The sequence below is a fragment of the Thauera sp. WH-2 genome, assembly GCF_048321015.1.
In the GTDB taxonomy this organism is placed as follows: Bacteria; Pseudomonadota; Gammaproteobacteria; order Burkholderiales; family Rhodocyclaceae; genus Thauera.
Genome location: NZ_JBLWFG010000007.1, coordinates 1 through 19,903 on the forward strand (window position 1 = coordinate 1; position 19,903 = coordinate 19,903).

The following is a 19,903-nucleotide window of genomic DNA, read 5'->3' on the forward strand; positions in this document are numbered from 1 at the left end:
CATTCCGATCGGAGCCGCCGAGAAGCGGCCTCTATGTGCTGATCCGCGACTGGCTCCTATATGCCGGTCGGTGACAGGTGGTGCCGATCGCCAAGCCGGATGCGCCTTAGCGTGCCTTATTTTCCGTTTTCTGAGGCGACATCGACTATCAGCGTTCGAGAGCCGCCAGGCGGCGGGCCTCGGCCCCGTAGTCGCGTCGGACCCGGGTGATGTTGTCACGATCGCCGACGTCCAGCCCCCGCAACTCGCCAGCGTAGGCGCTGCGCTCGGCGCTCCAGCTCGCGATAAGCGCGAGGTCGGGCTGTAGTTTGAGCCGCTCGCGCGAGATCCACTCCGATCGGTACGCCATCAGCAAGACGATGAGCTCGCGCGCCGACTCGTAGTTCACGCAGTCATCGTGGGACCACTGCGTCGCTGGCCGCTCGACCTGGTCGGACGCGAGGGCTTCGCCATCGAGGATTAACGGAATCGTATTTTCATGCCGCGGATAGGGTTTGCTCGCCATGAAAACGGGCTCGATGGATGCTAAGCCGTGGATTTTCCACCTAGCGGCGTTACCGGACAAGCGTGGAGTCAGAAAAGGCACCGACCGGCGCGCTGTTTTGGTCTCCTGCTGACGCTTTTTACGGCCTTATCGGGCCGCGAGTGTATGTGATGGCGTGAGCGGTGTCGCCGCGGAGGGGGTGCTTACCGGCCCCTGTGGGGGTCTGTTAGGCCGGAACGAGCGATGGTGGCCCGCCTTGCGAGCGCAGCTTGAAGCTGCCAGCCGTTGGTTGATCGCTCCGGTATCCCGTTGCTGCTGCAGTGCGCCCGCCTTTTGCACACGATAGCCATGGCGGGAGGCGCCTGCTGACTGGGGGAAGAATCGGGTGAATTGTCGCAGGCTAGGTTAGCGAAGCCCGCCGTGCCCGGCTCTCTTCGAGACGATCTTCTGCAGGCCAGCGAGATAATGTTGAGCAGTGTCCGTATCGCTTGGATGTTCAGCTTTCGGATGCTGGTCTTTTACAGCGGTTTGAGTACGCCGCCGGGCATCGATGACGTGCGCGCCGACAGGACTGAACAGCCCGGCCTTTGCCCGCCGGACAAGTCCTGCAAACCAAGCGACAGCGGAGCCATGGATGCGTCGGTTCTCGAGTGCATAGGCGAGTTCATCAAGTAGCTCCTGCGCGTGCGTTCCGGGTATTTCGGTCAGCAGTTGCTCTATCGCGGATTTTTCGGCCGCCTTCACGCTGGGTGAGATCTCGAGCGACTTCCGGTTCGTCGTGCCTTGTGGTTGTAGTGGTGGTTCTTTATGGTGGTTATGTGGTGGTTCAAGGGGTGACACAGCTATGACACCCCGGGGGTGACATAGCTGTGTCACCCCCGGGGTGTCAGCATTGTCGCCCTCTCCTCGACACGACGCGGTGGAGGGTGACAAATTGTCGGGGGTGCGCCCAAGCGCCAATCGGTACCCGTTGGATGTCTGGCGACCTGCCTCGGTGAAACGCCGCTCAATGGTGATGAGTCCGCGGTCCTCAAACTGTTTCAGCATTCGCTGCACTGTTCGCTCAGATGTGCAACATTTCTCTGCGAGTGTCCTGTTTGATGGCCAGCAGAAGCCTTGGTCGTCAGCGATGTCGGCGAGTGCAAGCAGCAGAACCTTTGCACTGGGTTGCAGACGGTGGTTCCATGCCCAATGCATTGCCTTGATGCTCATGGCGCTTAGGCCGCGGACTCGTCGATGGCTCGCGAGATCTGGGAAACGCAGAAGAGGACCCGCCTTCCGATCTTGCGTCTGGCAGGGCGAAGCTTTCTCGCAACCTCGTTGTCGCCAGCAAGGGTAAGACGCAGCCCCTCTGGACTGCGATTCAGGATCTCGGCGACCTGCTGGATGGTTAGTAGCGGGCTTCCGTAGCGGTGGAGCAGGATTTCTTCGGTGGTCACGCTCGCTTCTCCTTGAACACGTACTGAGTCGTCCGGGCGGAGGACATGTATCCGGCGATTGCCGGTAACTGCCACTAGATGTGGGTAGTAAGTACGTGCGAAGAGTAAAGGAACGTAGACTTGAGTAAAGATCTAAGTTATTGAATAAAAAGTAAATAGCGGTCAAAAGCTTCTTGACGGATGCACGGGGATTAATGCCTGATACGTATGAGAAATTTCCCGCAGGTGGGGGCGCAATAGGGTTGCAACTAGCATTTTTGCGCCCAGAAGACTTGAACCAAATTGTTACAATATGACGTTGTCTAAGTTTTGACTCTTGTGGGGTGTGGTGCATTTTGCGCTACGGTTTTCGCGGCATTTCAGCGCTATGTTTTGGGCTTGGAAGACAGCTGGTCGAGTTTGGCTACCAAGTCTTCTGCCCTCAGGTGAGTGTATCGTTTCAGCATTTGCATGGACTTGTGGCCGCTGATGGCTGCCACCTCCTGGTCGCTGAGACCTTTCTCGACGAATCGGCTGACGGCTTCGTGCCGCAGGTCGTGGAAACGGAAGTCTTTAAGGCCGACGGCGCTTTTGATCTCCAGCCATGCCTTGTTGAAGGTGTAGGGGCGGCGCCGTCCATCCTTGCCTGGCTCGCCGAAGAAGATCAGATCGGTATCGATCGGGCGAATCGGATTTTCGAGGGCTTCGCGGAGGGCATCGACCGCACCGGTTGTCAGGGGTACCGTGCGGGGGAGGGTGTTTTTCGTCTCCACAAGGCGGACGATGCGCCGTTTGAGGTCGACCTGGCCGCGGCGGAGTGTCGTGATTTCGGCCGAGCGCATGCCTGTCTCGAGCGCGATGCGCGCGATCCAGTGCAGCATCGGATTGGAGTGCGCTGCAACGGCGTCGAAGATGCGTTTCTCTTCGTCGGGCGAGAGTCGCCGCTCGCGGCCGGCCCCAGGAGCCGGGCGCCGGATACTAAGAACGGGGTTGTAAGGTAGGCCAAGGCCCCACTCCTTGATGGCAACCGTAAATAGATGCCCGAGCAGTGCCAACTCAAGGCGGACCGTGTTGTTCGCGCGCGGGATTCGGATGCCTGTTTTGCTCGGGTCGCCGGCTAGCCGCTTGTCTCTGAACTGGGCAATGACTTCTGGCGTGAGCGTCGCAAGGGAGTATGCACCGAGCTCGCTACGGAGCACTTCGGCGCGCCTTCGTTCGGAAACCTGAGTGGTAGGGCGCTTGGTGTTGGTGACTTCCTTCAGGTAGCGGTCGAGGGCGTGACTCACCGTCATGCGCTCTGCAGGTGAGCGCTGGATGTGGACGCCTCGCACCATCTCGTCTTCGCTCCGTCGAGCCCAATCCTCGGCGTCCCGCTTCAAGCGGAAGGTCTTCGCAGTTGTAGGCCAGCCGGTCTTGCGGATGACGGCTTTCCAGGTCCCTGAGGGGGTCTTGACGATCGTTGCCATGGTGCGCTCCAGTACGCGTGCTGTACTGAAATTGTACCTAAGCTACGGATTGACGTGAAAAAGGGGCTTAGAATTTCTCCTAAGCCCCTGATTTCATTGGTGGGCCCCCTGGGAGTCGAACCCAGCACCAACGGATTATGAGTCCGCTGCTCTAACCAGGCATGAGCTAGAGGCCCGGTGCTGCCTTACTGGTCGCTATCCAGGAAACTGCGCAGTTTTTCCGAGCGGCTCGGGTGACGCAGCTTGCGCAGGGCCTTGGCTTCGATCTGGCGGATACGCTCGCGGGTGACGTCGAATTGTTTGCCGACCTCTTCCAGTGTGTGGTCCGTGTTCATCTCGATACCAAAACGCATGCGCAACACCTTGGCCTCGCGCTGAGTCAGGGAGTCGAGCACCTCGCAGGTGGCGTCGCGCAGGCCGGAGTACATCGCCGCCTCGGCCGGAGCCAGGGTCGCGGTGTCCTCGATGAAGTCGCCCAGATGCGAGTCGTCGTCGTCGCCGATCGGCGTCTCCATGGAGATCGGCTCCTTGGAGATTTTCATGATCTTGCGGATCTTCTCCTCGGGCATCTCCATCTTCTCGGCCAGCGTCGCGGGATCGGGCTCCTGGCCGGTTTCCTGCAGGATCTGGCGGCTGATGCGGTTCATCTTGTTGATCGTCTCGATCATGTGCACCGGGATGCGGATGGTGCGGGCCTGGTCGGCGATCGATCGCGTGATGGCCTGGCGGATCCACCACGTGGCGTAGGTCGAGAACTTGTAACCGCGGCGGTATTCGAACTTGTCCACCGCCTTCATCAGGCCGATGTTGCCTTCCTGGATGAGGTCGAGGAACTGCAGGCCGCGGTTGGTGTACTTCTTGGCGATCGAGATTACCAGGCGCAGGTTGGCCTCCGTCATCTCGCGCTTGGCGCGGCGCATCTTGGCTTCGCCGGTGGACATCTGGCGGTTGATGTCCTTCAACTCCTTCAGCGGGATGCCGAGCCTGTCCTGGAGGTCGATCAGCTTTTGCTGCTCTTCGAGTACGGCCGGGTGAATGCGCATCAGGCCTTCGGCGTAGTTCTTGCCGGAGGCAATCTCGTCCTTGAGCCAGTCCAGCTTGACCTCCTGGCCAGGGAAGACCTTGATGAAGTGCTGTCGCGGCATGCCGGCGCGGTCGACGCAGAGCTGCAGGATCTGGCGTTCGTGGCTGCGCACCTGCTCGACCATGTGGCGCACCGAGTCGCACAGCTTCTCGATGGCCTTGGCGGTGAAGCGGATGTTGAGCAACTCGTCCGAGATCTGCTGCTTGAGCTCGAGGTAGGCTTTGTCCTGCGAGTCCTTCTTGTCGAGGACTGCCATCTTCTTCGCGTAGAGCGCGCGGATGACGTCGAAGCGGGCGAGCGCGTCGTTCTTGAGCTGGAGTAGCGAGGCGGCGTTGGCGCGTTCGGCGCTGTCCGCGTCGTCTTCTTCGTCGTCGCCGTCGTCGCCGCTGTCCTCGTCTTCGCTGGCCTCTTCCTCGTCTTCGGCGCTGGCTGCGGCGGCTTCGTCTTCGGTGCCCTCTTCGCTGCTGGCGTTGGGGTCGATCAGGCCGTCGATCAGCTCATCTATCTTGGCCTCATCGCGCGCGATGCGGTCGACGATCTCGAGCATCTCGGCAATCGTCGTCGGGCAGGCGGAGATTGCCTGCACCATGTGCTTGAGACCATCCTCGATGCGCTTGGCGATCTCGATCTCGCCCTCGCGGGTCAGCAACTCGACCGTCCCCATCTCGCGCATGTACATGCGGACCGGATCGGTCGTGCGCCCGAATTCGGAGTCGACGGAGGACAGCGCCTGTTCGGCTTCCTCTTCGGCGACATCCTCGTCGACATTGGTGGCGACGCTGTCCGACATGAGCAGGTCTTCGGCGGCAGGCGCCGCGTCATAGACCTGGATGCCCATGTTGTTGAAGGTCGCGATGATGCCCTCGATCTGTTCCGCATCAGCGACGTCGTCCGGAAGGTGGTCGCTGATTTCGGCGTAGGTGAGATAGCCGCGTTCCTTGCCGAGCGTGATCAGGGTCTTCAGGCGCGTACGACGCACCTCCGCGTCAAGCGGGGTGGTGGCGGGGCTTTCAACGACGGGGGCTGCCTTGTCCTTGGCCTTCGCCTTGGAGGGGCGCCCCTTGGCGGAGGGCGCGTCCTTGCGCGGATCCTTGGCTTTTTCGCGTGCCATAGCACTCCTCAGGTGAGGGTGTAAGAAATAGGGAAACCGAAAATTGTACTATAAATCTGAGACTTTGCCGCTGCTGGCCAAGTTCCGCTTCTCCATCAGAAGGCCGTTCAGGCGATGGCGACGGGGCCCGTCGAGGCCTTCGTCGCGGTCCTGCTTGAGAAGAAGGTCGATTTCCTTACCGATCGCGTCCATCTGCAGTTTGCGCAGCGCGTCGTCGAAAAGGGCCTCCACCACGCTCTCGTCGAACTCCGCTTCGACCAACTCGGCCGCCACGCGTGAGAGTGTGTCGCCGTGCGGAGTGTCGCGGAAGCGCTCGATGAGTGCGCCCAAGCCGTTGGCCGGAATCGCCTCGCCCAGACTGAGCAGGTCGATGATGGCGATCAGCGCCTGGCCTTCAGGGCTGTCATCCGGGACCAGGGCCACGGGCAGTCGCGCTGCCCAGGTCGGATGCTGCATGACGAGGCGCACCAGGGTGCCCGCGGTCGAGGGCGGCTTGCGGCGCCCTCCGGGCCGCGGGCGTGGGGTCGGAGTGCCCCTGGGGCGGATGCGTGACGTGCTTGTGGGGGTGGAGGTGGCGTCATCCGTGTGTGCACCGTCATTGCTCGCCGGTGAGGGCGAGTGTGCTGCCGGCTGTGGGTCCGCACCGCGCCTGCGTTTTGCGCTGCTGGCGATCTGTTCGAAGGCGTATTCGACCTCCGCCTGTGTCATGCCCGCGCTTTCCGCGACGGCCTTGATGACCTGTAATCGAAGCAAGGGGGCGGCAATCCGGGTGACGAGCGGCGCGGCTTCGTGTACGAACGCGGCGCGACCCTCGGCGCTCTCGAGGTGATGGCGACTGCGGAGTTCCTGGATCAAGAATCCGGCCAGGGGTGTGGCGGCGCTGGCGGCGGAACGGAATGCTTCGACGCCTTCGGCGCGCACGAAGGAGTCCGGGTCGTGCTCGGCAGGCAGGAACAGAAAGGCCAGCGTGGCGTCGTCGCGCAGGGACTCCAGTGCATTCTCGAGGGCACGCCAGGCTGCACGGCGACCGGCAGCGTCGCCGTCGAAGCAGAAGACGATGCGATCGGTCTGGCGCAGCAGGGTGTGCACGTGCTGCGGCGTGGTGGCGGTGCCCAGTGTGGCGACCGCGTTCTCGAGCCCATATTGCGCGAGGGCGACCACGTCCATGTAGCCCTCGACCACGACCGCAAACCCCGCATCGCGGATCGCCTTCTGCGCGAGGAAGAGTCCGTACAACTCGCGCCCCTTCTCGAACAGCGGCGTTTCGGGCGAGTTGAGGTACTTGGGCTCTCCCTTGTCCAGTACGCGGCCACCGAAGGCGATGATGCGCCCGCGGCGGTCGTGGATCGGGAACATGATGCGGCCGCGGAAGCGGTCGTAGCGCCGCCCCTGGTCGTTGTCGATCACCAGACCTGCGTCGGCCAGCGTCTTGGCTTGATAGTCGGAAACGGTCTCTTTCAGGCTTTGCCAATCGTCTGGTGCATAGCCGAGACCGAAGCGCGCTGCAACCTTTCCCGACAGCCCTCGGCGCTTGAGGTACTCGACTGCATGCGGCGTGGTCTTCAGTTGGTCCTGGTAGAAGCGCGCGGCGATCCCGAGCGCCTCGTAGAGCGGCTCGCTGATGTCGTTGTGTACCGCACTGGCGCTGCGGCCGTCGTCCGGCACCTGCAGGCCGACCTGCCCCGCGAGTTCCTTCACGGCATCGACGAAGCCCAGTCCGCTGTATTCCATCAGGAAGCCGATGGCGCTGCCGTGAACGCCGCAACCGAAGCAGTGGTAGAACTGCTTCGAGGGACTGACCGAGAAGGATGCGGACTTCTCGCCGTGGAAGGGGCAGCAGGCGAAGTAGTTCGCGCCGCTCTTCTTCAAAGGCAGGTAGCGCTCGATGACGTCGACGATATCGACGCGGGACAGCAGTTCCTGAACGAAGGACTGTGGGATCATCGTGCGCAAGGACGACTGCGCGCGCCTGCCAGATCCGTCATGGATGGCGGCGGCGGTGCGCGCAGATCAAAAAGCATCACGCCGGGCGAAGGTCAACGAACCTTCGGCCGGCGTGCGGGCGTCCCCTGAAGCGGGGCGCAGCAGGGCTCAGTACAGCTTCGGCGGCAGCATCTGGCTGCGCAGGCGCTTGTGGTTGCGCTTGACTGCGGCTGCCAGCTTGCGCTTGCGCTCGGCGGTGGGCTTTTCGTAGAACTCGCGCGAGCGCAGTTCGGTCAGCACACCGGTCTTCTCGATGGTGCGCTTGAAGCGGCGGATCGCAACTTCAAACGGCTCGTTTTCCTTGACGCGGATACCGGGCATTGCGGACTTCCTTGGGTGTCTGGTGGGCAGAAAGACCGCGAATATAAACTAGGGCTCCGATGAAGGCAAGAGGTGTGGCGCGCGCGACCCGCCCGCCGGAGGTTAGAATGCGACATCCAAAAAAGGGCTTCCGTTCTCATGAAAGTTCTCGGCATCGAAACCTCCTGCGACGAAACTGGGGTGGCGATCTACGATACTGGCGCGGGTCTGCTGGCTCATAGCCTGCATTCCCAGATCGATCTCCACGCGGCCTACGGTGGCGTAGTGCCGGAGCTTGCTTCGCGCGACCACATCCGCCGGCTTCCGCTGCTGCTGAAGCAGACCTTGGCGGAAGCCGGGTTGCAGGCGAGTGATCTCGATGCCGTAGCCTACACAGCAGGGCCGGGACTGGCCGGGGCGCTGCTGGTGGGGGCGAGCGTGGCCGAATCCTTCGCCATGGCGCGGGGCATTCCGGCGCTGCCGGTGCACCACCTCGAAGGGCATCTGCTTTCGCCGCTGCTGTCGGCCGATCCGCCACAGTTTCCGTTCGTTGCGCTGCTTGTGTCCGGTGGACATACCCAACTGATGCGGGTGCGGGGCATCGGTGACTATGCGCTCCTGGGTGAGTCGGTGGATGACGCAGCGGGTGAGGCCTTCGACAAAACAGCCAAACTGCTGGGACTGGGCTATCCGGGAGGTCCGCAACTGGCGCAGTTGGCCGAGCAGGGGGTGGCGGGGCGGTTTCGTCTGCCGCGTCCCATGCTGCACTCCGGCGACCTCGATTTCAGCTTCAGCGGCTTGAAGACGGCAGTGCTGAACGTCGTTTCCGCGCCGGGCTGGAACCCCGGCGATATGGCTGACCTTGCAGCGGAGTTCCAGCAGGCGGTGGTTGAGGTCTTGTGCGCCAAGGCGCTGGCTGCGCTGAAGAAGGTGGGCCTGAAAACTCTGGTGGTCGCTGGCGGCGTGGGCGCGAACAGGTGCCTGCGGACAACGCTGGATGCCGCGCTCGCGGCCAGGGGGGGGCGGGTGCATTACCCGGAGCCCGCGCTGTGCACCGACAATGGCGCGATGATCGCCTTTGCGGGCGCCATGCGCCTGGCTGCGGGAGACGGTGCGCCGGAAGCCCCCGCCGTGCGTGTCAAGTCGCGCTGGCCGATGACTGAACTTCAGCCGCCGGTTCGGATCTGACGCGCCTTGCCGATCCGGGTTCAGGATTCGGGCGGGTTGCCCTTCTTCTTGCCGCCGATCTTGCCTTCCGTACCCGCGCGCAGGCGAGCGATGTTTTCCTTGTGGCGCCATACGAGCGCAGCCGCCATCACCGCGAGCACGCCCGTGGCGAACTGCGGGCCGAGGAACTGCAGGGCCGCAAAGGGCGCCGCGATTGCCGCGGACAGCGCTGCAGCCGAGGAGTAGCGGGTGGTGTAGGCAATCATCAGCCAGATCACGGCGCTGAAGATGGCGACCCGTGCATCCACGCCGGCCAGCACGCCGAGCGCTGTGGCGACGCCCTTGCCGCCGTTGAAGCGCAGGAACATCGAGAATGCATGGCCAAGGAAGGCCGCCAGGCCGGCGAGCGCCGCCTGTCCCAGATCAAAGCCAAGCTGTGTGGCCGCCCAGACGGCGAGCCAGCCCTTTGCGCTGTCGCCGATCAGCGTCAGTGCGGCTGCGAACTTGTTTCCGCTGCGCAGCACATTGGTGGCGCCCGGGTTGCCTGAGCCATATTTGCGTGGGTCCTGCAGGCCGAAGAGCTTGCTGGTCACGATTGCGAAGGGGATGGAGCCTAGCAGGTAGGCGGCGGCGAGCAACAGCAGAAGGGACATCTTGGCTCCGCGACCCGCTTTGCGCGGGTAGATCCGTTACGGACTGCATGAAGGGGCGGCGTGTCGAAGCATTGGGCAAGCCTCGTGCTGTGCGTGGCAATCACGCGGCAGGCTGGCTTGGGCACGTTAGAATCGCAGGGATTCTAAACGGGAAGCAGCATGGATTTCATCTTTATCGAAGAATTGCGGGTCAAGGCCTGGGTCGGCATCTACGCGCGCGAGAAGACCGGACCGCAAACCGTCGAACTCAATCTGACCTTCGGCGTGCCAGACGCTGCCGCCGAGCATGACGACATTGCCGACACGATCGACTACGCGGTGGTGACCGAACGTATCCGAAAGGAATTATCGGAACGGCATTTCAACCTGATCGAAAGTCTGGGTGAATTTGTCGTCAATCTGCTTTTCGAAGAGTTCGGTGCGCCGTGGGTGAAGCTGAAGGTCGCCAAGATCGGCGTAATGAAGGATGTGCGGCGTGTTGGTGTGCATATCCAGCGCAGCCGCGCGGGCGTGGTCGTTCCGCCTGCGGCATGAAAAGAAGCCGCCCTTGCAGCGCGGGCTGGCTGCAAGGGCGTGGTGATGTGTTCCGCCGGGCAGATAGGTGTCAGTGCAGAAAGGTCTGCGCTGAATCGCGCCCCGGGGGAATCGGGGCGATTCTCCGATCAGACTGCGAGATCGTCCAGCGACTTGCCTTGCGCCAGCCAGTCCAATGCCCATTGGGGCTTGCGGCCGCGGCCGCTCCAGCCTTGGTCCGGGTTGGCGGGGTTACGGTACTTGATGACGGGCGCAGCCTTCACTTTCTTCGGGCCGGGCCGGCGGCCACGACGGGCCGGCTTGTCGTCACTTGCCGCGGGGGTTGCGCCTTCGAGCAGGTCGCCGAGCGACAGGCCTTCGTCGGCCGCCATCTTCTGCATGCGCTTGAGAAGATTGCGTCGCGTCACGTCACTGCGGCGGCGGATTTCCGCTTCGATCTTGCCCTGAAGGCGACGCAATTCGGGAAGTGTATAGCTGGAAAGATCCATTTTATTCAGGCTCCAGGGCGTTCTTGATTCAGGTAATTGACACCTGCTTTCCGCGTCAATTGTGCCACCTTTCAAACGGAGAGATAAAGCGTTTTCATTTCGTGCGCGATCTTCTTTACACCCTTCTCCGCAACCGCCCTGATCGGGAAGGATGATCGGTTCCCGCTCCGCCGTTCAATTTGCTGCCGACACCAGCACAGGGGTAAGCGCGCGCATCAGATCGTGCGGATGAATGCCGACCAGAAATCCACGTCGTCCGCCGTTGATGTAGATCAGCGGGAGATCGAGGATGCTGCGTTCCATATATACCGGCATCTTGCGCCGGGTGCCGAAGGGTGATGTGCCGCCGATCAGATAACCGCTATGCCGGTTAGCGGTTTCGGGCTTGCAGGGCTCGACATGCTTGCAGGAAATCTGGCGCGCCAGTTCCTTTGTGGAAACCTTGCGGTCGCCGTGCATCAGCACCACCATCGGCTGGTTATTTTCGTCCTCCATGATCAGGGTCTTGATGACAGAGTGCTCCGAAACATTGAGCTCCCGCGACGAAACCTCGGTTCCGCCGTGCTCCTCGTATTCATAAAGATGGGCCGAGAATGCGATGCCATGCTGGCGCAGGAAACGGGTGGCGGGCGTTTCGGGGGCGTGTTTTTCGTTTTTGCTCATGATCTATCCGAGGAACCGGGAGTGGTTGTCGTCAAAAGGATCGCAGCCAATCGTGCGCGTCCGGTGTGAATGCATGCGCGTCGCAGTATTCACTCCGCAATCTGGGACTCAGGCGCGTGGATGGTGTTTTGCGTGCAGTTGCTTGAGCCGTTCACGTGCAACATGCGTATAGACCTGGGTCGTCGAAATGTCCGCGTGTCCCAGCAATAGCTGGACCACGCGCAGATCCGCACCGTGATTGAGCAGATGGGTCGCAAAGGCGTGGCGCAGGGTGTGCGGTGATATGCGGTCGCTGGAAATTCCCGCGTGAGCTGCATGCTGCTTGATGATGCGCCAGAACATTTGCCGTGTCATGCCCGTGCCGAATCGGGTCACGAACACTTCATCGCAATTGCGTCCGCCCAACAGCGCCGGGCGGGCTTCGAGCAGGTAGCGGCGCAGCCAGTCAGCGGCAATCTCACCGATCGGAACCAGCCTTTCCTTGCTGCCCTTGCCCATGATGCGCAGCACGCCTTCAGCGAGACCCATCGCAAATACTTTCAAGCCGACCAGTTCGGAGACACGCAGGCCGGCGGCATACAGCACCTCGAGCATGCAGCGGTCACGCAGGCCTTGGGGCGAGTCGGTGTCGGGCGTGTCGAGCAGCGCTTCGACCTGGGCTTCGCTCAGCGTCTTCGGAAAGCGCTCGGCCGGCATCGGCGAATCGAGCAGAAGTGTCGGGTCTTCGGCAATCTCGCGGTTGGCGAGCAGCATGCGGTAATAGCGCCGCCATGCCGCTAGCAGGCGGCGCTGGGTTGCGGGGCGGGCGTTACGGCTGAAATCCGCGAGATAGGCGCTCAGGTCCGCTGCGGAGGCCGCCGGCAGCCGTCCGTCGCGTTGTTCGAGCCAGGCGGCGAAGTGTGCGAGATCGCTGCGATAGCCAGCCAGCGTGTTGCGCGCCAGGCCGTGTTCCAGCCAGAGGTTGTCGGTGAAACGGTCGAGTGCGCTGCGATGGTGTGCCTGCAGCCCGGCTTCGACGGCGGGCTTGCGAGCGCTCACAGCGCGCCTTCGAAAGCCAGCAGCCAGCGCTTGACGTCGAGCAGCCAGCCGCTGCGCGCGTTGGCGAAGCCCCCCAGGCCGGCGGCAGACGTCACGCGGTGGCACGGCACGATCAGCGGGAACGGGTTTGCGCCGCAGGCCTGGCCGACGGCGCGTGGTGCGCTGCCCAGGCTTGTGGCGAGTTCACCGTAGGTGGTGGTCTGGCCACGCGGGATGGCGCGGATCGCGGCCCACACCCGCTGGCGGAATGCCGTACCGCAGGGGGCGAGTGGAACGGGGAAGGGGGCGTCGGGATCGTCGATCCAGCCCCGCAGGGCATGCGCAGCCGCGCCCGCAGTGGCGTTCTGAGGGTCGAGCAGCGGCGTGCCCGGGGGCAGGAAGACGAGCTCTCGGATGAACTCGCCCTCGCTGCGGATGCCGAAGGGGCCGAACGGCAGCGCAATGACCGCATCGAGGCCTCCCGTGGTGTCGATGGCTTGCACGCAGTCCTCCGTATTCGTCATGTCCGGGTCCGTATCTTTGCACCAAGGTGCACTCGGGAGGACTGGGGGCGTGGAGGCGGCCAGTTGCCCCGCGCGCGGGGTGGTGCCTGCGTCCGTGCCCCAGTATGCCGGGTGCCGGGCTCAGCGGCGCGTTTCTCCATTGCCGAACACCACCCATTTTTGGCTGGTCAGGCCCTCTAGGCCCACTGGGCCGCGGGCGTGAATCTTGTCGGTGGAAATACCGATCTCTGCGCCCAGGCCGTACTCGAAGCCATCGGCGAAGCGGGTCGATGCATTGACCATCACCGAGGAGGAGTCGACCTCGCGCAGGAAGCGCATGGCGTGCGTGTAGTTCTCGGTGACGATGGCCTCGGTGTGCCCCGAACTGTAGGCGTTGATGTGCTCGATCGCCTGGTCCAGCCCGTCGACCAGCTTCACCGCGATGATCGGAGCGAGGTACTCCTCGCGCCAGTCGGTCTCGGTGGCGGCAACCAGCTTTGCGGCGTCGATGCCGGCCTCGGCGAGCAGCGCGAGCGATTCCGCGCAGCAGCGCATCTCGACGCCCTTGGCGGCGAGCATGCGGCCGATCTCCGCGAGGTAGATGTCGGCCACATCGCGTGCGACGAGCAGCGATTCGGCGGTATTGCAGGTCCCGTAGCGCTGCGTCTTGGCGTTCTCTACGATGGGCACGACCTTGGCGGGGTCGGCCTCGTCATCGATGTACACATGGCAGTTGCCATCGAGGTGCTTGATTACAGGCACGCGCGCGTCCCTCGAGATGCGCTCGATCAAACCCTTGCCGCCGCGCGGCACGATCACGTCGATGTATTCGGGCATGGTGATCATTGCGCCCACGGCCGCGCGGTCGGTGGTCTCGATCACCTGCACCGCGTGTTCGGGCAGACCGGCCGCGACAAGGCCGGTGCGCACGCAGGCGGCGATCGCACGATTTGAATGGATCGCCTCCTTGCCGCCGCGCAGGATCGCCGCATTGCCGGACTTCAGGCACAGCGCCGCAGCATCGGCAGTGACGTTGGGCCGGGCCTCGTAGATGATGCCGATCACGCCCAGCGGCACGCGCATCTTGCCGAGCTGGATGCCGGAGGGGCGCCGTTTGAGGTCGGTCATCTCGCCCACCGGGTCGGGCAGGGTGGCGATTTGTTCCAGCCCGGAGGCCATGGACTCGATGCCTTTCTCGTTCAGGGTCAGGCGGTCGATCAGGGCAGGCTCCAGGCCGGCGGCGCGCGCTTCGTCCAGATCACGGGCATTGGCCGCGAGCAGTTCGTCGCGGTGGGTGCGGATCTCCGTGGCCATCGCCAGCAGCGCGGTGTTCTTGCTTGCGGTCGAAGTGGCGGCGAGTACGCGTGACGCCGCGCGAGCCTGGCGGCCGAGCGTCTGCATGTAGTTCTGGATGTCCATCGCAGTATCGGGTGTGAGGCAAAGCGGCAATTAAAGCACCGATTGCCGCGACTGGGCTACGGGCGGCGCGCCAGCCGCAGCGTGAGCTGCAGGAACTCGTCCCACACCTCGCCGGCGGCCAGACCCTTGATGATGCGGTCGATGCGGGCGGCGTGCATCAGCGCCGCGCGCAGCCCCGCCTGGTCCAGCCGGCTTAGCGCCCTGCTCATCGCCTGCTGCCGGCGTGGCTCGAAGATGCGCTCCGCCTTGAACAGCGCGGCCAGTGGCTGGCCGGCGTCCCGCCCTGCGCACAGGGTGGCCAGGCTGCGCGTCTCGTTTGCGAGCGCCCACAGCACCAGGGGTGGTGCAGCGCCCTCGCCCTCAAGTCCGTCGAGCAGGCGGGCGCAGCGCGCAGGATCGCCCTCCAGCACTGCTTGGCGCAGCTTGTCGATGTCGTAGCGGGCGACGTTCAGCACTGCGTCCTGCACCTGTTCGAGCGTCAATGTGCCCTCGCCGTGCAACAGGCCGAGCTTGAGGATCTCCTGGTGGGCGGCGAGCAGGTTACCCTCGACATGGTCGGCGATGAACGCGAGCGCCTCGGGCGGTGCGGACTGTTTCTGCGTGGCGAGCCGGCGGCCGACCCAGTCGGGCAGGCGTTCGCGCTCGGGGGCGTTCAGCTCGATGCTCACCGCCGCGTCGCTGAGCGCCTTGAACCACACGGTCTTGCGCGTTGCCCAGTCGAGCTCGGGCAGGGTGATCAGGGTCAGGGTCTGTGCCGGAAGGGTGGTGATATAGCGCTGCAGGGCGTCGCCGCCATCGCGCCCGGGCTTGCCGGTGGGGATGCGCAGGTCGATCAGCTTGTTGCCGCCGAACAGCGACAGGTTGCCCGCAGCGAGGGTGAGCGCGTCCCACTTGAAGCCCTGTCCGACCACCAGGGTTTCGCGCTCATCGTAGCCCTGGCGGCGGGCGGCGGCACGGATGGCATCCGCCGCTTCGAGCACCAGCAAGGGTTCGTTGCCGTGCAGTAGCCACAGTGGCGCGAGCGGGCGCTCGAGCTGGGCAGTGAGCAGGTCGGGGCGCAGGTTCATGCGCGGCAGGCTCTCTGGCGCGTTCAGCCGGCGTGGTTCACGGCTGCGAGCCGGCGCATCATCTGCTGCACCAGGTCGTTCTGCATGTCGCGGTAGAGCAGATCCTCTTCCTGCTCCTTGCCGAGCACCTGGCTGTCATCGAAGGTGTACTCACGGCGCGCGGAGATGCTGGTGGGTGGGATCAGGGCCTTGCCTGCCTTGTCGAGGAGTTGGAAGCGCAGGGTCTGGGTGAGTTGGTACTCCCGCACCTTGCCGGCGCCCGTCAGGCTCAGGATCTCCCGGCCGCGGTCGCTGGAGAGGATCTGCAGGCGCGCGTCGGCCTGTTCGGCCTCATCCATGATGCGCGTCGTGCCGGAGGTGGCGACGAGCCGGCGCAGGCTTGCGCCCAGCTCGGATTGTGCCGTGGCGTTGATGTGCAGGGTGGCGAACGACAGTGCCTGCGGCCCTCGCAGCTGGAAGCCGCAGCCCGACAGCAGCATGGCAGCGATGACGCTGCCGGCCATGAACAGGCGTCTTCGACCCGTGCTTGCCGGGCCTTCCACGATTGCAGCTTGCGGCTGGCCCTCGGCGCCAATGGCCCCGGGCGCGCGCAGGCTGGCAGGGCCGGTGTCGGGATTGGGGCGGATGGACATGCGCGGGATCCTCAGGCGACGATGTTGACCAGACGGCCGGGGACGACGACGACCTTCTTTGCCGGCTTGCCTTCCATGAACTTCTGCGCGGCCTCGGAGGCGAGGGCGATCGCCTCGATGTCGGCCTTCGGGGCGTCGGCAGCGACCTTGATGCTGCCGCGCAGCTTGCCGTTGACTTGTACCATCAGCTCGATCTCGTCCTGCTTGAGCGCGTCCTCGGCAACTTCCGGCCAGTGCGCAGCGAGGATGTCGGTGCCGAAGCCGCAGTCCTGCCAAAGCGCGTGGCAGATGTGCGGGGTGATTGGCGAGAGCAGGCGCAGCAGGATGGAGAAGCCTTCCTCGGCCAGTTCCGCATGGGCAGCGGGCTCGCTGGAAGCGAGATCCTTGTGCGCCTTCTCGAGCGCGTTGAGGATCTTCATCGCCGCCGACACCACGGTGTTGAACTGGTGCTTGCCGAAGTCGTAGCTCGCCTGCTTGAGGTGCGTATGCACCTCGCGGCGCACGTCGGCCGCGGCGGCGGGCAGGGTGCCGGCGGCGAGCTTGCGTTCGGCGGGTAGTGCGGTGCGGGTGGTGGTGGCGAAGGCGTGGCCGTAGTTCCACACCCGGCGCAGGAAGCGCGAGGCGCCCTCGACGCCGGCGTCGGACCACTCGAGCTGCTGGTCGGGCGGTGCGGCGAACATCATGAACAGGCGCGCGGTGTCGGCGCCGTACTGGTCCACCAGCGACTGCGGGTCGACGCCGTTGTTCTTCGACTTCGACATCTTCTCAATGCCGCCGATGACCACCGGCAGGCCATCCGCTTCGAGCTTCGCGGCGACGATGCGGCCCTTCTCGTCACGCTCGACCACCACGTCGGCCGGATTGATCCACTGCTTCTTGCCGCCGTCCAGCTCGCGGTAGTAGGTCTCGGCCACCACCATGCCCTGGGTGAGCAGCGCGCTGAAGGGCTCGGAGACATTGACCAGACCGCAGTCGCGCATCGCGCGGGTGAAGAAGCGCGAGTACAGCAGGTGCAGGATGGCGTGCTCGATGCCACCGATGTACTGGTCGACCGGCGCCCAGTAGTTGACGCGCTCGTCCACCATCGCGGTCGTGCTGTCGGCGCAGGCGTAGCGCAGGAAGTACCAGGACGACTCGACGAAGGTGTCCATGGTGTCGGTCTCGCGCCTGGCAGGCTTGCCACACTTGGGGCAGCTGCACGCGTAGAACTCGGGCATCTTGGCCAGCGGCGAGCCGCGACCGGTGATCTCCACGTTCTCGGGCAGCACCACCGGCAGCTGCACGTCCGGCACCGGCACGTCGCCGCAGTCGGCGCAGTGGATCATCGGGATCGGGCAGCCCCAGTAGCGCTGGCGCGAGATGCCCCAGTCGCGCAGGCGGTACTGCACGCGCTTGGCGCCGAGGCCTTTCGCGGCGAGGTCGGTGGCGATCGCATCGACTGCGCCCTGGAAGTCGAGGCCGTCGTACTTGCCGGAATTCACCAGGCGGCCATGCTCGGCGTAGGCGTCCTGCCAAGGCGCGACGGTGTCGGCGTAGGCCTCCGAGCCGACCACCATGCGGATCGGCAGCTCGTATTTGGTGGCGAAGGCAAAGTCGCGCTCGTCGTGCGCCGGCACCGCCATCACCGCCCCTTCACCGTAGCCCATCAGCACGTAGTTGGCGACCCAGACCTCGAGCGGCTCATTGGTGAGCGGATGGCGCACCTTGAGGCTGGTGGGCATGCCCTTCTTCTCCATCGTGGCGATGTCGGCTTCGGCCACACCGCCGCGCTTGCATTCCTCGATGAATTCGGCGAGCGCAGGGTTGTCGGCGGCGGCCTGGGTGGCGAGCGGGTGCTCGGCTGCCACCGCGACGTAAGTCGCGCCCATCAGGGTGTCGGCGCGGGTGGTGAACACCTTCAGCGCGCCTTCGTGGCCGATGCTGGAGACGTCGAACGGGAAGCTGATCTCCACGCCTTCCGAGCGGCCGATCCAGTTCTTCTGCATCAGCTTGACCTGCTCGGGCCAGTTGGGCAGGTCGTCCAGCGCGGACAGCAGCTCGTCGGCGTAGGCGGTGATCTTCATGTAGTACATGGGGATCTCGCGCTTCTCGACGAGCGCGCCCGAGCGCCAGCCGCGGCCGTCGATGACCTGCTCGTTGGCAAGCACGGTCTCGTCGACCGGGTCCCAGTTCACCGTGCCGAGGCGCTTGTAGATCAGCCCCTTCTCGAACAGCCGGGTGAACAGCCACTGCTCCCAGCGGTAGTACTCGGGGGTGCAGGTGGCGAGTTCGCGCGACCAGTCGATGGCGAAGCCGAGGCGCTTCAGCTGCGCCTTCATGTACTCGATGTTGGCGTAGGTCCACTTCGCCGGCGGCACGTTGTTCTGGATCGCGGCGTTCTCGGCTGGCATGCCGAAGGCGTCCCAGCCCATGGGCTGCAGCACGTTGAAGCCCTTCATGCGGTGGAAGCGCGCGAGCACGTCGCCAATGGTGTAGTTGCGCACGTGCCCCATGTGCAGCTTGCCCGAGGGGTAGGGGAACATCGACAGGCAGTAGTACTTCGGACGGCTGGCGTCCTCGGTCACGCGGAAGGCGTCGGTGGAGTCCCAGTGCTGCTGGGCGGCCGTTTCGAGGGCGGCGGGCTGGTATTTTTCCTGCATGGCGGGCGTGCACAAGGGGGCGTTGAAAACACGCCAGTATACCGCGAAGCGCAGGGCACGGCGCTGGTACGCGGGTCCTCAGAAACCCGTCTGCACGGCACCCGGAGCCCATGCGCGAGGTCGATCGAGCGGGCGGGTACCGATGGGCAGGGCGAATTCGGCGTCCGGTTCGAGCGAAATCCCGTGCGCATCGCTGGCGGGCGTGATGAGGCTGCGAAGGAGCTGTGCGTTGCGTGGACGGAAGTCGAGCGCGTCCGGGCCGTGCAGCGCGCCGGGTGGGAGCGGCAGATTGCCGCGATACGCGCCGCGGTTGGCCAAGGTCAGGCTGCCGAGCCCGACGCTCAGGTTGTTGATGCCGACGATCTCCGCATTCTCAGGCAGCCGGTCGGTCCATGCGCGCAGGAACAGGGTGCCGGTATGGCGGTCGCTGACCAGGGTGTTGTGCACGAGGTAGAGCGCGCTCTGCGGCCAGGCCTGGCCCTCCGCGCCGTACGACACCAGCACGGGGTTCCGCGTGTTGGCGCTCTGCCCGATGATGTTGCCGATGACGTAGGCGAGCCCGCCGTTGGGCAGGTCGAGCTCGTAGGCACTCTCGCCCAGTGCGCCGTCGTAGAGCAGGTTGTAGCGGATGTCGTTGAGGCGCGCCCGCGACTTGACGAGGTGGCCGCGGTAGCCCTGGTGGAAGCGACTGCCGGTGAGTTCGAAGCGCGCGATGCGGCCGACGTAGAGCAGGTGTGGCAGGCTCGCATCCTGCCGTGGTGCCTGCGCGAACAGGCTGTCCCGGACGATGAGCTCTGCGTCAGCAGAATTCGCGGTCAGGATGCCGTTCTGATTGTCGATGAACGTGCTGTTGCGCACCTCCAGCCGGCCGCGCTCGAAACGGATGCCGGCGCCGTTCTGGTCGGCGGCGCGCGCCCCGCGGAATTCGATGTTGTCGATCAGGAAGTCGCCTTCGCGGAGTACCCAGATCGCCTTGCCTTCTGCAATGTGCCCGTCGGCGATAAGTACCGGACCTTCGCCGGTGCCGCGGATGTGCAGTCGCCTCTGCTTCCAGACCGCGACGTCGCCGCGGTACTCGCCGGGCAGGATCTCGACGGTGTCGCCGTCCCTGGCGACCTTGGCCGCATCGGCGATGCGGGTGAAGGCCTCGTTGGGGCCGACGCGAAGGGTGTCGGCTTGTGCCGAGAGGCAGACCAGGGTGCCGATTGCAGCCGCGGTGAAGCGCCTTGCCTGCGTGCTTGCGGCCGTGGTGCGTAGCGCGGCTGCGCGCACGCC

The 19,903-nt window shown here is 64.5% G+C and carries 19 protein-coding genes and 1 tRNA gene; 2 read left to right on the forward strand and 18 right to left on the reverse strand.

The genetic code is table 11. The features are described 5' to 3' along the window. Nucleotides 1-148: 148 nt before the first annotated feature. From ACNKW1_RS12070 to rpsU, 8 genes are all read right to left on the reverse strand, one after another. The gene (locus ACNKW1_RS12070; RefSeq protein WP_418364845.1) at nucleotides 149-388 is read right to left on the reverse strand and encodes a hypothetical protein; all 240 of its coding nucleotides are present in this window, start codon (nucleotides 386-388) and stop codon (nucleotides 149-151) included. A gap of 501 nt (nucleotides 389-889) precedes the next feature. Continuing rightward, nucleotides 890-1,696, reverse strand: a complete 807-nt coding sequence (locus ACNKW1_RS12075) for a helix-turn-helix domain-containing protein (RefSeq protein ID WP_418364846.1) — start codon at nucleotides 1,694-1,696, stop codon at nucleotides 890-892. 5 nt (nucleotides 1,697-1,701) lie between these two features. Then, entirely contained in the window at nucleotides 1,702-1,923 is a 222-nt protein-coding gene (locus ACNKW1_RS12080) for a hypothetical protein (protein ID WP_021249359.1), read from the reverse strand. A 365-nt stretch (nucleotides 1,924-2,288) separates the two neighbouring features. Beyond that, nucleotides 2,289-3,368 (reverse strand): site-specific integrase, encoded by a 1,080-nt coding sequence (locus ACNKW1_RS12085; RefSeq protein WP_418364847.1) that lies wholly within the window; start codon nucleotides 3,366-3,368, stop codon nucleotides 2,289-2,291. 97 nt (nucleotides 3,369-3,465) lie between these two features. Next, nucleotides 3,466-3,544, reverse strand: a tRNA-Ile gene (locus ACNKW1_RS12090). 9 nt (nucleotides 3,545-3,553) lie between these two features. Then, nucleotides 3,554-5,563, reverse strand: coding sequence for an RNA polymerase sigma factor RpoD (rpoD, locus tag ACNKW1_RS12095; protein WP_418364848.1), 2,010 nt, complete (start codon nucleotides 5,561-5,563; stop codon nucleotides 3,554-3,556). Nucleotides 5,564-5,611: 48 nt separating this feature from the next. Further along, nucleotides 5,612-7,507 carry a DNA primase gene (dnaG, locus tag ACNKW1_RS12100; RefSeq protein WP_418364997.1) on the reverse strand — a complete coding sequence of 632 codons (1,896 nt, stop codon included), beginning with the start codon at nucleotides 7,505-7,507 and terminating at the stop codon, nucleotides 5,612-5,614. Between the two features lie 147 nt (nucleotides 7,508-7,654). Next, nucleotides 7,655-7,867, reverse strand: coding sequence for a 30S ribosomal protein S21 (gene rpsU, locus ACNKW1_RS12105; RefSeq protein ID WP_004260978.1), 213 nt, complete (start codon nucleotides 7,865-7,867; stop codon nucleotides 7,655-7,657). Nucleotides 7,868-8,005: 138 nt separating this feature from the next. On the opposite strand from rpsU, the gene tsaD reads away from it, so the two are divergent. Next, nucleotides 8,006-9,034, forward strand: a complete 1,029-nt coding sequence (tsaD, locus tag ACNKW1_RS12110) for a tRNA (adenosine(37)-N6)-threonylcarbamoyltransferase complex transferase subunit TsaD (RefSeq protein ID WP_418364849.1) — start codon at nucleotides 8,006-8,008, stop codon at nucleotides 9,032-9,034. Nucleotides 9,035-9,054: 20 nt separating this feature from the next. Here the strand turns inward: tsaD and plsY are convergent, their stop codons facing one another. Continuing rightward, the gene (plsY, locus tag ACNKW1_RS12115) at nucleotides 9,055-9,666 is read right to left on the reverse strand and encodes a glycerol-3-phosphate 1-O-acyltransferase PlsY (RefSeq protein ID WP_418364850.1); all 612 of its coding nucleotides are present in this window, start codon (nucleotides 9,664-9,666) and stop codon (nucleotides 9,055-9,057) included. A gap of 159 nt (nucleotides 9,667-9,825) precedes the next feature. Here plsY and ACNKW1_RS12120 point away from each other — a divergent pair, with 159 nt between their 5' ends. Beyond that, the gene (locus ACNKW1_RS12120) at nucleotides 9,826-10,200 is read left to right on the forward strand and encodes a dihydroneopterin aldolase (protein ID WP_418364851.1); all 375 of its coding nucleotides are present in this window, start codon (nucleotides 9,826-9,828) and stop codon (nucleotides 10,198-10,200) included. Nucleotides 10,201-10,328: 128 nt separating this feature from the next. Here ACNKW1_RS12120 and ACNKW1_RS12125 read toward each other — a convergent pair whose 3' ends face one another. The 9 genes from ACNKW1_RS12125 to ACNKW1_RS12165 all read right to left on the reverse strand — a co-directional run bounded on the left by ACNKW1_RS12125 (nucleotide 10,329) and on the right by ACNKW1_RS12165 (nucleotide 19,900). Then, nucleotides 10,329-10,688, reverse strand: coding sequence for an H-NS family nucleoid-associated regulatory protein (locus ACNKW1_RS12125; protein ID WP_418364852.1), 360 nt, complete (start codon nucleotides 10,686-10,688; stop codon nucleotides 10,329-10,331). A 174-nt stretch (nucleotides 10,689-10,862) separates the two neighbouring features. Then, nucleotides 10,863-11,351 (reverse strand): Cys-tRNA(Pro) deacylase, encoded by a 489-nt coding sequence (ybaK, locus tag ACNKW1_RS12130; RefSeq protein ID WP_418364853.1) that lies wholly within the window; start codon nucleotides 11,349-11,351, stop codon nucleotides 10,863-10,865. A 108-nt stretch (nucleotides 11,352-11,459) separates the two neighbouring features. Beyond that, on the reverse strand, nucleotides 11,460-12,389 hold the full coding sequence (xerD, locus tag ACNKW1_RS12135) for a site-specific tyrosine recombinase XerD (protein WP_418364854.1): 930 nt from the start codon (nucleotides 12,387-12,389) through the stop codon (nucleotides 11,460-11,462). Further along, entirely contained in the window at nucleotides 12,386-12,892 is a 507-nt protein-coding gene (locus tag ACNKW1_RS12140; protein ID WP_418364855.1) for a methylated-DNA--[protein]-cysteine S-methyltransferase, read from the reverse strand. Before ACNKW1_RS12140 ends, xerD begins: the two co-directional genes overlap by 4 nt. A gap of 120 nt (nucleotides 12,893-13,012) precedes the next feature. Then, entirely contained in the window at nucleotides 13,013-14,290 is a 1,278-nt protein-coding gene (locus ACNKW1_RS12145; RefSeq protein ID WP_418364856.1) for a glutamate-5-semialdehyde dehydrogenase, read from the reverse strand. A 56-nt stretch (nucleotides 14,291-14,346) separates the two neighbouring features. Then, nucleotides 14,347-15,357, reverse strand: a complete 1,011-nt coding sequence (gene holA, locus ACNKW1_RS12150) for a DNA polymerase III subunit delta (protein WP_418364857.1) — start codon at nucleotides 15,355-15,357, stop codon at nucleotides 14,347-14,349. A 23-nt stretch (nucleotides 15,358-15,380) separates the two neighbouring features. After that, nucleotides 15,381-15,989 carry an LPS assembly lipoprotein LptE gene (gene lptE / locus ACNKW1_RS12155; RefSeq protein WP_418364858.1) on the reverse strand — a complete coding sequence of 203 codons (609 nt, stop codon included), beginning with the start codon at nucleotides 15,987-15,989 and terminating at the stop codon, nucleotides 15,381-15,383. Between the two features lie 11 nt (nucleotides 15,990-16,000). Beyond that, complete coding sequence (leuS, locus tag ACNKW1_RS12160) at nucleotides 16,001-18,628, reverse strand: leucine--tRNA ligase (protein WP_418364859.1); 2,628 nt, start codon at nucleotides 18,626-18,628, stop codon at nucleotides 16,001-16,003. Between the two features lie 78 nt (nucleotides 18,629-18,706). Continuing rightward, nucleotides 18,707-19,900, reverse strand: coding sequence for a hypothetical protein (locus ACNKW1_RS12165; protein WP_418364860.1), 1,194 nt, complete (start codon nucleotides 19,898-19,900; stop codon nucleotides 18,707-18,709). Nucleotides 19,901-19,903 lie beyond the last annotated feature (3 nt).

Coding starts and splice junctions, on each gene's coding strand:
- ACNKW1_RS12120 (WP_418364851.1), top strand. CDS start 9,826: ATGGATTTCATCTTTATCGAAGAATTGCGGGTCAAGGCCTGGGTCGGC.
- holA (WP_418364857.1), bottom strand. CDS start 15,357: ATGAACCTGCGCCCCGACCTGCTCACTGCCCAGCTCGAGCGCCCGCTC.
- plsY (WP_418364850.1), bottom strand. CDS start 9,666: ATGTCCCTTCTGCTGTTGCTCGCCGCCGCCTACCTGCTAGGCTCCATC.
- ACNKW1_RS12075 (WP_418364846.1), bottom strand. CDS start 1,696: ATGAGCATCAAGGCAATGCATTGGGCATGGAACCACCGTCTGCAACCC.
- ACNKW1_RS12145 (WP_418364856.1), bottom strand. CDS start 14,290: ATGGACATCCAGAACTACATGCAGACGCTCGGCCGCCAGGCTCGCGCG.
- lptE (WP_418364858.1), bottom strand. CDS start 15,989: ATGTCCATCCGCCCCAATCCCGACACCGGCCCTGCCAGCCTGCGCGCG.
- tsaD (WP_418364849.1), top strand. CDS start 8,006: ATGAAAGTTCTCGGCATCGAAACCTCCTGCGACGAAACTGGGGTGGCG.
- ybaK (WP_418364853.1), bottom strand. CDS start 11,351: ATGAGCAAAAACGAAAAACACGCCCCCGAAACGCCCGCCACCCGTTTC.
- ACNKW1_RS12140 (WP_418364855.1), bottom strand. CDS start 12,892: ATGACGAATACGGAGGACTGCGTGCAAGCCATCGACACCACGGGAGGC.
- ACNKW1_RS12125 (WP_418364852.1), bottom strand. CDS start 10,688: ATGGATCTTTCCAGCTATACACTTCCCGAATTGCGTCGCCTTCAGGGC.
- leuS (WP_418364859.1), bottom strand. CDS start 18,628: ATGCAGGAAAAATACCAGCCCGCCGCCCTCGAAACGGCCGCCCAGCAG.
- dnaG (WP_418364997.1), bottom strand. CDS start 7,507: ATGATCCCACAGTCCTTCGTTCAGGAACTGCTGTCCCGCGTCGATATC.
- rpoD (WP_418364848.1), bottom strand. CDS start 5,563: ATGGCACGCGAAAAAGCCAAGGATCCGCGCAAGGACGCGCCCTCCGCC.
- rpsU (WP_004260978.1), bottom strand. CDS start 7,867: ATGCCCGGTATCCGCGTCAAGGAAAACGAGCCGTTTGAAGTTGCGATC.
- ACNKW1_RS12085 (WP_418364847.1), bottom strand. CDS start 3,368: ATGGCAACGATCGTCAAGACCCCCTCAGGGACCTGGAAAGCCGTCATC.